Consider the following 9,204-nt stretch of genomic DNA (forward strand, 5'->3'; position numbering starts at 1 on the left):
CGACGACCCCGACCAGCCGCCCGCGCTGCCCCAGGCCGTCGGGGGCGACGGCCTGAGCAGGCTGGCTCTGAACAAGCGCCGCAAACGCCGGCGCCTCGCGACCGTGGGCCGCACCGTCCTGGCGCTGCTGTCCGTGCTGACCCTCGTCGGCAGCGGCCTGGTGTGGGGCTACGTGCGTTCCACCGAGGCCGGATTCGCCCAGATCGCGGCGCTGGACACCGAATCCACCGACATCGTCGACCCCGGCGGGCAGACCGGCGACGAGACCTACCTGATCATCGGCACCGACACCCGCGCCGGGGCGAGCGGCGCGGTCGGCGCCGGCACCGTCGCCGACGCCGAGGGCGCACGCGCCGACACCGTCATCCTCGTCAACATCCCCGCCGACCGCAGTCGCGTCGTCGCCGTCTCCTTTCCGCGCGACCTGGACGTGACGCGGCCCGTGTGCCGCGGCTGGGACAGCACCACCGGCGAGTACACGTCGGAGACGTTCCCCGCCGCCGAGGGCGACAAGCTCAATGCCACCTACGCGCTGGGCGGACCCAAGTGCCTGGTGAAGGTGATCCAGAAGCTGTCCGGCCTGAAGATCGGGCATTTCGTCGGAATCGACTTCGCCGGCTTCGAGAGCATGGTCAACGAGGTCGGCGGCGTCGAGGTGTGCACACCCACCCCCCTGGTCGACGGGGAACTCGGCACCATCATCGAGACGGCGGGCACCCACACCCTCGACGGCCGCCGGGCCCTGGACTACGTGCGGGCCCGCAAGGTCGAGTCGGAGGGCAACGGCGACTACGGGCGTATCACCCGGCAGCAGAAGTTCCTGTCGTCACTGCTGCGCTCGGCCATGTCGAACAAGGTCCTGTTCGACCCCGGCAAGCTGAACGGGTTCATCAACGCGTTCACCCGCGCCACGTTCGTCGAGAACGTCGACACCGAGTCCCTCGTCCGGCTCGGCCGCTCGCTGCAGCGGGTCGAAGCCGGCGCCGTCACCTTCCTCACCGTGCCGACGGCCGGAACCAACGAGTGGGGCAACGAGATTCCGCGCCTCGACGACATCAAGGCGATCTTCAACGCGATCATCGACGACGAACCGCTCCCCGGCGAGAAGCGCGATGTTCCCGAGCCGGAATCGTCCGCGCCGCCGGCAGCCCCGCTGCCTGCACAGACCGCGGTGGACCCCTCGACGGTGTCGGCGCAGGTGTCCAACGCCTCCGGCGAATCCGGCCTCGCGGCCCGGACCGCGGAAGAACTCGGCGCCTACGGTTTCCCGATCTACAGCGTCGGCAACTACTCCGGGACGAGCAAGGAGACCGTCGTCCGCTTCTCGCCCGGGCAGGAGGCCGAGGCGTTGACGCTGGCCTCCGCAGTTCCGGGGGCCGTGCTGCAGGAGTCCCAGGACCTCGGCGGCATCGTGGAACTCGTCCTCGGCACCGGGTTCGTCGGCAGCATCGCGGCTCCGACCGAGGTGGGTTCGGTCCTGCCGACGGTGCCGATCCAGGCCGCCGAGGAGAACGAGCTGCCGGTCGACCTGTCGATCACCAACGCGGGCGACGATTCCTGCGCCTGAGCAGCACCTCGAGCCCGTCCATTCACCCGGCGTTCACCCGCTGCTCGTGACTCGGCTTTGTCTGCGCCGTAGTCTGTGCCATTATGCGCGTCGTATACCACGAACAGATGACCGAGCTCGCCGATCTCCTCGGAGAGATGGCGGGCCTTGCCGGCCTTGCGATGGAGCGGGCCACCCAGGCGCTGCTCCAGGCGGATCTGGCGCTCGCCGAGACCGTCATCGGCGAGCACGACAAGATCACCGACCTGAGTACCCAGTGCGAGGAGAAGGCCTTCTCGCTCCTCGCCCTCCAGGCGCCGGTCGCCGGTGATCTGCGTTCCGTGGTCAGTGGCATCCAGATCGTCGCCGACATCGACCGGATGGGTGCGCTGGCACTGCACGTCGCCAAGGCGACGCGACGCCGGCACCCCAATCATGTTCTGCCCGAAGAGGTCAACGGCTACTTCGCCGAGATGGGCCGCATCGCAGTCTCGCTCGGCGCAGCGACCAGGGAGATCCTCGAGACGCGCGACCCCGAGCGGGCGGCCCGGCTCCACCAGGAGGACGAGGCGATGGACGATCTCCATCGTCACCTGTTCACCGTGCTCATGGACCGGGAGTGGAAGCACGGCGTGGCCGCGGCTGTGGATGTGACGCTGCTGGGCCGGTTCTACGAACGGTTCGCCGACCACGCCGTCGAGGTGGGTCGTCGCGTGATCTTCCTGGTCACCGGCAAGCTCCCCACCGACGAGGATTTCCGGGCGATGCGTGAGCGCGTCGACAAGCTCACGGTGTACCCGCAGGATCAGTAACCCGACTCGGCACAAGGCCCCGCCCGGAGTTCCGGGCGGGGCCTTTCCGCGTCCGCGGTGCCGAAGTCGCAGCCGGCTCAGCCGAAGCGGCCGGAGATGTAGTCCTCCGTGGCCTTCTGGGTGGGGTTGGAGAAGATCTTCTCGGTGTCGTCGATCTCGACGAGCCGGCCCGGCTTGCCGGTGGCCTCGAGGTTGAAGAACGCGGTCTGATCGCTCACGCGCGCGGCCTGCTGCATGTTGTGCGTGACGATCACGATGGTGTAGTCCTGCTTCAGCTCGGCGATCAGGTCCTCGATGGCGAGGGTGGAGATCGGGTCGAGAGCGGAGCACGGCTCGTCCATCAGGAGCACCTCCGGCTGCACCGCGATGGCGCGGGCGATGCACAGGCGCTGCTGCTGGCCACCCGACAGGCCGCCGCCGGGCTTGTCGAGGCGGTCCTTGACCTCGTTCCACAGGTTCGCGCCGCGCAGCGACCGCTCGGCGATCTCGTCGAGCCTGTTCTTCTCGCGCACGCCCTGCAACTTCAGGCCGGCGACGACGTTGTCGCGGATCGACATGGTGGGGAACGGATTGGGGCGCTGGAACACCATGCCGATCGTCTTGCGGACGCCGACCGGGTCGACGGACGAGTCGTAGATGTCCTCGCCGTCGAGCAGCACGGAGCCCTCGACGCGGGCACCGGGGGTCACCTCGTGCATGCGGTTGAGCGAGCGCAGCACGGTCGACTTGCCGCAGCCCGACGGTCCGATGAACGCGGTGACGTTCCGCGGCGGCACGGACAGCGTCACGTCGGAGACGGCGTGGAACTTGCCGTAGAAGATGTTGACGTCCTTGAGGTCCAGACGCTTGGCCATTACCGGCTCCCTACTGGTGTATCGAAATCGAAGGGTGTGTACATGAGGTGACCTACTTGGTGCGCACCTGGGAGAAGTGGCCGACCACCTTGGCAACGATGTTGAGGATGGCGATGACGAGGATGAGGGTCAGGGCAGCGCCCCAGATCCGCATCGTGCCCGCGTCGGTCGGGTTGTTCATCTCCGCCACCATGACACCGGGCAGGCTGCCCATCTCGCCGCCGAAAAGGTTGAAGTTGATGAACGGCGCGTAGCCGACCAGGATCAGCAGCGGAGCGGTCTCGCCCATGACGCGGGCCAGGGCCAGCATGACGCCGGTGATGATGCCGGGCAGCGCGGTCGGAATCACGATGCGCGCGATGGTCTTCCACTTGGGCACACCGAGGGCGTAGGAGGCCTCGCGCAGATCCTGCGGCACGATCCGGAGCATCTCCTCGGTGCTGCGCACCACCACGGGAACCATGAGCAGGACCAGCGCCAGGGACACCGCGAAGGCGGACTTCGGGAAGCCGAAGGTGGCGATCCACAGTGCGTAGATGAAGAGCGCGGCAACGATGGAGGGGACACCACTGAGGATGTCCACCATGAAGGTGGTGATCCTGCCCAGTCGCGTGCCGGCGCCGTACTCCACGAGGAAGATCGCCACGAAGATGCCGATCGGGATGGAGATCACCGCGCACACCAGGCCCTGCAGCAGGGTCCCGACGAGGGCGTGGTAGATGCCACCGCCCATCGCGGACGCGGACAGACCGCTCAAGGAATTCGTGAACCAGGTGGCGCTGGTCAGGGCGGGAAGACCCTTGACGATCACGGTGATCAGCACCCATGCCAGCGGCACGAGAGCGATCAGCACCGACACGGTGACCAGGACGGTGGCGGAGAGATCCGAGACGCGCCGACGGGTGCCGACGCCCCGGAAGGTGGGGCCCTTGACCGGCGTCTCGAGGAGAGTGGTCGTCATGGCTTCAGTCCTTCTTTCCTGCGACGACCGCACGCGCCGCGGCGTTGACCACGAAGGTCAGCACGAAGAGCACCAGACCCGCGGCGATGTAGGCGCCGGCCTGGATGTCGTTGTTGAACTCGGCGTAACCGAGGGCGATCTTCGAGGCGATGGTGGCACCGCCGTCGAACAGCGACCACGAGAACGGCTGCGACGTGGTGCGCAGGATCAGGTACAGCGCCATGGTCTCGCCGAGTGCGCGGCCGAGACCGAGCATCGAGCCGCTGATGTAGCCCGACTTGCCGAACGGGATCACCGTGGTCTTAACGACCTCCCAGCGGGTCGCACCGAGAGCGAGCGCCGCCTCGATATGGGACGTCGGCGTCTGCACGAACACCTCCCGGCTCACCGCGGCGATGGTCGGCAGGATCATCACGGCGAGCACGATGCCCGCGGTGAAGATGGTGCCGCCGCCGAGGATGGAACCCGAGCCGGACGCGAACAGCGGGAACCAGCCGAGACTTTCGTTGAGCCACGTCGCCAGCGGCCGGATCGCGGGGGCCAGGACCAGCAGGCCCCACAGGCCGTAGACGATGGACGGCACGGCGGCGAGCAGGTCGATGACGTACGCCAGGGGCTTCTTGATGCGCTCGGGGCAGTACGAGGTGAGGAAGATCGCGATGCCGAGTGCGACCGGCATCGCGAGCACCAGCGCGAAGAACGACACCAGCACGGTCACCTGGAACAGGTCGAGGACGCCGAACGCCATCGCGGCGATGTCCTGGGTGACCCACTCGCGGCTGGTGAGGAAGTTGACGGTGTTGCGCTGCAGCGCCGGCACCGCACGCCAGACGAGGAACACGCCGATGGCCGCGATGATCACCGAGATGAGAACGGCGGACCCGGAGGCCAGTGAACGGAAGATCCGGTCGCCCGGCCTGGTCAGCGGCTTGCTGTCGCCGCGCGCTGGAGTGGTAATCGTGGCCTCCGGGGTGTTGCCGTGCGGACCGCCCGCCCCGGGCCCGGCATCGCTGCCGGACCCGGGAGTGCGAGGTGCGGATTTGGTGGGCGCGTCACTCATCTGCGCTCGCGATCTCTCTCTGCTGGGGATTGACGGTACGGTCCGCGGCGCTCATCGGCTAGGCGATGGCGTTGATCGACTCGGTGAGCTTCGCCTTGAAGGACTCGGGCAGCGGCACGTAGCCCTGCTCGGCGAGGCCTTCCTGGCCCTCGTTGGCGGCGCTGACGAGGAACGACTTCACGGCCGCGGAGGTGTCGGCATCGTAACCGGCGGAGCACACGATCTCGTAGGTCGCGAGCATGATCGGGTAAGCCCCCTCCTGCTTCGTACCGAAGATCGAGGTCAGGTCGAGCGTCAGGTCGCCCTCACCGGTCGGAGCGAAGGTCGCCGCCTCGATGGCCTTCGACGCGGTCTCGTCGGTCAGCTCCACCGCGCCGGATCCGTTGTCGATCTGTGCGACGTTCAGGTTGTTCTGGTCGGCGAAGGACTTCTCGACGTAGGTGATCGCGCCGGGGGCGCTGGCGACGGCCTGGGCGACACCGGCCGATCCCTTGGCGCCTTCACCGACACCGCCGGTGAAGTCGGAGCCGGCGCCGGTGGTCCAGGCACCGTTCGAGGCGGCCTCGAGGTACTTCTGGAAGTTGTCGGTGGTGCCCGACGAATCCGAGCGGACGATCGGGGTGATGGCCGAATCCGGAAGGCTCACACCCTCGTTGAGAGCCGCGATGGCCGGGTCGTTCCACTGCTTGATGGTGCCGTTGAAGATCTTGGCGACGGTCTCGCCGTTGAGCACGAGGTTGTCGACGCCCTCGACGTTGTACGCGACGGCGACCGGACCGAAGACCAGCGGCAGGTTCCAGGCGGGGTTGCCGGCGCAGCGCTCGGCGGCCTGGGCGGCCTGCTCGCTCTTGATGGCGGAGTCGGAGCCGGCGAAGTCGATCTGCTTCGCGATGAACTGGGTGCGGCCGTCACCGGAACCCGACGGGTTGTAGGCGACGTTGACGTTCTTGCCCTTCTCCTGGCAGACCGCGATGTAGGTGGACACGAACTGGTCCATCGCGTTCTTCTGCGCGGACGACCCGGCGGCGGACAGCGTCTCCTTGCCCTCACACGTCGCGGCCGATGCGGACGCGTCCACGTCCGTCGAGGCGGCATTGTTGTCGCTGCCGCATGCGGCCAGGGTGAGGGCACCTGCAGCCACCACACCGAGCAGGGCGCCATTGCGCTTGAGGTTCACTCGTACTCCTCCGGAATTCGCGACCGGCACGCCCGCGACACGGGCGGCGGCATCAGGCGCGGGGTGATCCCGGCGCCGGACCGGCATGCTGCGGCCCGTAATGGAAAGTTAATGAGGACGGGTTGACGGTTGGGCGCCCGAAGGTGAACGCGACGTGAACGCGAAAAGTACACCTGCAGTCCGTATGGTCGACGTCACACGACATTCACGGGCCGGACTCGTTCGGTACGTGCTCCGCTCACGCTCTCGCGTATGCGAGGTCCACGTGGAATCGCTCGAATCCGAGCCGGCCGTAGGTGCGCAGCGCGGCGTCGTTGTCGCCTTCGACGTACAGCAGCACCGCGCCGAGCCCGCGTTCCCGCAGATACCGCAACCCGGCGAGCGTGAGCAGCCGGCCGAGACCGCGCCCCTGCGCCCCGGGATCGATGCCCACCACGTACACCTCCCCGATCGCCGGCTGGTCCGCCGTGGCGGCGTGCACCTTCGTCCAGTGGAAGCCGAGGAGCCGGTCCGGGTCCTGCTCGTCGAAGGCGAGGAACACCCCGGCCGGGTCGAACCAGGACTCGCTGCGGCGCTGCGCGACGTCGCGCTCGGTCCAGCGGCCCTGCTCGGGGTGCCACGCGAAGGCGGCGGCATTGACCCGCAGCAGTTCCGCGTCGTCCTCGGGTCCGCGGTAGGTCCGCAGGATCAGCCCGTCGGGGACCTGCAGGGCCGGCAGCTCGGGCTCCCCGAGGGGGCGCCGCAGCTGCAGGAGTTCCCGGACCGGGGTCAGGCCGAGCCGCGCCGCGAGCGCCCGCGCGGACTCGAGGTCGCCGTGTGCCCACACCCGGGTGCCGGCACCACCGGCGTCGAGGGCCGCGGCGACGAGCCGCGACCCCACGCCGCGGCGGCGGTGCGGCGGATCGACGACCACCTCGGCCATCACCGGGTGCTCCCCGTGACCGGGGACCAGATTGGCGTAGCCGACGATCGCGGCGGCATCGACGGCCACCAGGTGCCGGACGTCGCCGTCGCCGGTGAGGGAGTGCAGCACCTGCTCGGACACGGGGGCCGTTCCGTCGGCGGCGTGGGCGCGGGCGACGAGCGCCCGCACCTCGGCGGCCTGCTCGGCGGACAGTCGGCTGACGAATTCCACGACGGCGAGCCTAGTCCGCGAGTTCGGCGTCCTCGAACTCGATGGTGGTGGAGCCGCCCTTCCCGGTCTTGGTGGTGGGCCGCACCGCCTTGTAGCCGACATTGCGGACCGTGCCGATCAGGGACTCGTACTCGGGGCCGAGCTTGGCGCGCAGGCGCCGCACGTGCACATCGACGGTGCGGGTGCCGCCGAAGAAGTCGTAACCCCAGACCTCCTGCAGCAGTTGCGCGCGGGTGAACACCCGGCCGGCGTGCTGCGCGAGGTACTTGAGGAGCTCGAACTCCTTGTACGTCAGGTCGAGGGGGCGGCCACGCAGGCGAGCGGTGTAGGTGCCCTCGTCGATCGAGAGCTCCCCGAGGGTGATCTTGCCGGTGTTCTCGGGGCCCGCCGCACCGCCGGACCGGCCGACCAGCAATCGCAGCCGCGCGTCCAGCTCGGCGGGGCCGGGGGTGGTCAGCAGGATGTCGTCCAGCCCCCACTCCGGGTTCACCGCCACCAGGCCGCCCTCGGTGAGCACGGCGACGACCGGTATCGCCGACCCGGTGCTGCCGAGCAGCCGGCACAGGCCGCGGGCCGCGGCCAGGTCCGTGCGGGCGTCGACGATGGCGATGTCCGCGGAACCGGCCTCGAGGAGCGAGGACACCTCGGTCGGTGCCGGGCGCACCGAGTGCGCGAGCAACGACAGCGAGGGCAGGACCGCGTCCGGGTTGGGGTCGGAGGTCAGCAGCAACAGCTCCACCGTGCCTCCATTCTTCGCGGGCTGCGCGAAACTCGTGTAAACGACGCGCTACAGATTAACGCCACGACGGCGTTCACCGGGCAACCGCACTCGGGAAGCGGCGCGAGCCGTCCGTCACAATGGTGCGGTGCGCAAACTCATCCTCGCTCTCGTGACGCTCGTCGGAGTCGCGCTCCTGATCGATTTCGGCGCCGCGGCGTGGTCCGAGTACCGGGTCTCGCGGGCGCTGCGGGAGGGTGGGGCGCTGACGGCGGACCCGGCGGTGACCATCCACGGATTCCCGTTCCTGACCCAGGCCCGGGCGGGCCGCTACGAGAACGTGGAGATCCGGGCGCAGGGCGTGCCCAGCGGGACGCTCGGCGACATCACGATCGAGGCCAACCTGATCGGTGCCCATGCGGCCGCGGGCGAGCTGCTCGACGGTTCGATCCGCTCGGTGCCGGTGGACCTGCTGTACGGGCGCGTGATGATCGACGCGACCGAGCTCGGTCAGCTCTACGGCATTCCCGACCTGCAGGTGTCCGCTCCCCCGGCCGACAAGTCCGACGGCACCGGCGGGTCCGGCGGCTCCGGACGCACCACCGCGGGCGGGGTCGTCCTCACCGGCACGGTTCCGGTCGGCCCGGTCTCCGCGGAGGTCAGCGTCCAGGCGGACCTGCTGCTCGAGGGCGACACGGTGCGCATCGTCGCGTCGGACCTGTACTTCGGCCCGGAGGGACAGGCGGACTTCACCGTGCCGGATCCGCTGAAGCCGGCGGTGCTGGGCCTGTTCACCACCACGATCGAACCCCAGAACCTGCCGTTCGGGGTGCGCCCGACCGCGGTCGAGGCCCGCGGCTCGACGATCGTGATCGAGGGCGAGGCGCACCAGACCACGATCGACCTCGAGGAGGTTCAGCGCCTGTGACCGCCGTCGTCGT

Annotated in this window: 9 protein-coding genes; 3 read left to right on the forward strand and 6 right to left on the reverse strand. The window is 69.0% G+C overall.

The window, feature by feature from the left end:
- Together CQZ88_RS01510 and phoU are read left to right on the forward strand one after the other, a co-directional pair.
- Positions 1 to 1,567 (forward strand): LCP family protein (locus CQZ88_RS01510; RefSeq protein ID WP_102799143.1); only part of this gene is annotated, 1,567 nt, incomplete at its 5' end.
- An 83-nt stretch (positions 1,568 to 1,650) separates the two neighbouring features.
- Entirely contained in the window at positions 1,651 to 2,358 is a 708-nt protein-coding gene (gene phoU / locus CQZ88_RS01515; protein WP_010593878.1) for a phosphate signaling complex protein PhoU, read from the forward strand.
- Positions 2,359 to 2,435: 77 nt separating this feature from the next.
- Here phoU and pstB read toward each other — a convergent pair whose 3' ends face one another.
- From pstB to CQZ88_RS01545, 6 genes are all read right to left on the reverse strand, one after another.
- The gene (gene pstB, locus CQZ88_RS01520) at positions 2,436 to 3,212 is read right to left on the reverse strand and encodes a phosphate ABC transporter ATP-binding protein PstB (RefSeq protein WP_006936402.1); all 777 of its coding nucleotides are present in this window, start codon (positions 3,210 to 3,212) and stop codon (positions 2,436 to 2,438) included.
- A gap of 52 nt (positions 3,213 to 3,264) precedes the next feature.
- Positions 3,265 to 4,173: a phosphate ABC transporter permease PstA gene (gene pstA / locus CQZ88_RS01525; RefSeq protein ID WP_072634423.1), complete on the reverse strand. Its 909-nt coding sequence runs from the start codon at positions 4,171 to 4,173 to the stop codon at positions 3,265 to 3,267.
- Positions 4,174 to 4,177: 4 nt separating this feature from the next.
- The gene (gene pstC / locus CQZ88_RS01530) at positions 4,178 to 5,233 is read right to left on the reverse strand and encodes a phosphate ABC transporter permease subunit PstC (protein WP_006936404.1); all 1,056 of its coding nucleotides are present in this window, start codon (positions 5,231 to 5,233) and stop codon (positions 4,178 to 4,180) included.
- Positions 5,234 to 5,291: 58 nt separating this feature from the next.
- Positions 5,292 to 6,410 (reverse strand): phosphate ABC transporter substrate-binding protein PstS, encoded by a 1,119-nt coding sequence (pstS, locus tag CQZ88_RS01535; protein ID WP_029541508.1) that lies wholly within the window; start codon positions 6,408 to 6,410, stop codon positions 5,292 to 5,294.
- A gap of 238 nt (positions 6,411 to 6,648) precedes the next feature.
- A complete protein-coding gene (gene mshD, locus CQZ88_RS01540; protein WP_102799144.1) occupies positions 6,649 to 7,545 on the reverse strand; it encodes a mycothiol synthase in 897 nt (298 codons plus the stop codon).
- Between the two features lie 10 nt (positions 7,546 to 7,555).
- Positions 7,556 to 8,284: a response regulator transcription factor gene (locus CQZ88_RS01545; protein WP_102799145.1), complete on the reverse strand. Its 729-nt coding sequence runs from the start codon at positions 8,282 to 8,284 to the stop codon at positions 7,556 to 7,558.
- A gap of 127 nt (positions 8,285 to 8,411) precedes the next feature.
- Here CQZ88_RS01545 and CQZ88_RS01550 point away from each other — a divergent pair, with 127 nt between their 5' ends.
- Positions 8,412 to 9,191 carry an LmeA family phospholipid-binding protein gene (locus CQZ88_RS01550; protein WP_006936408.1) on the forward strand — a complete coding sequence of 260 codons (780 nt, stop codon included), beginning with the start codon at positions 8,412 to 8,414 and terminating at the stop codon, positions 9,189 to 9,191.
- The last annotated feature ends 13 nt before the right edge of the window (positions 9,192 to 9,204 follow it).

The sequence above is a fragment of the Rhodococcus sp. ENV425 genome, from assembly GCF_002887785.1.
GTDB classification, from domain to species: domain Bacteria; phylum Actinomycetota; class Actinomycetes; order Mycobacteriales; family Mycobacteriaceae; genus Rhodococcus; species Rhodococcus aetherivorans.

Coding starts and splice junctions, on each gene's coding strand:
- pstB (WP_006936402.1), bottom strand. CDS start 3,212: ATGGCCAAGCGTCTGGACCTCAAGGACGTCAACATCTTCTACGGCAAG.
- pstC (WP_006936404.1), bottom strand. CDS start 5,233: ATGAGTGACGCGCCCACCAAATCCGCACCTCGCACTCCCGGGTCCGGC.
- phoU (WP_010593878.1), top strand. CDS start 1,651: ATGCGCGTCGTATACCACGAACAGATGACCGAGCTCGCCGATCTCCTC.
- pstA (WP_072634423.1), bottom strand. CDS start 4,173: ATGACGACCACTCTCCTCGAGACGCCGGTCAAGGGCCCCACCTTCCGG.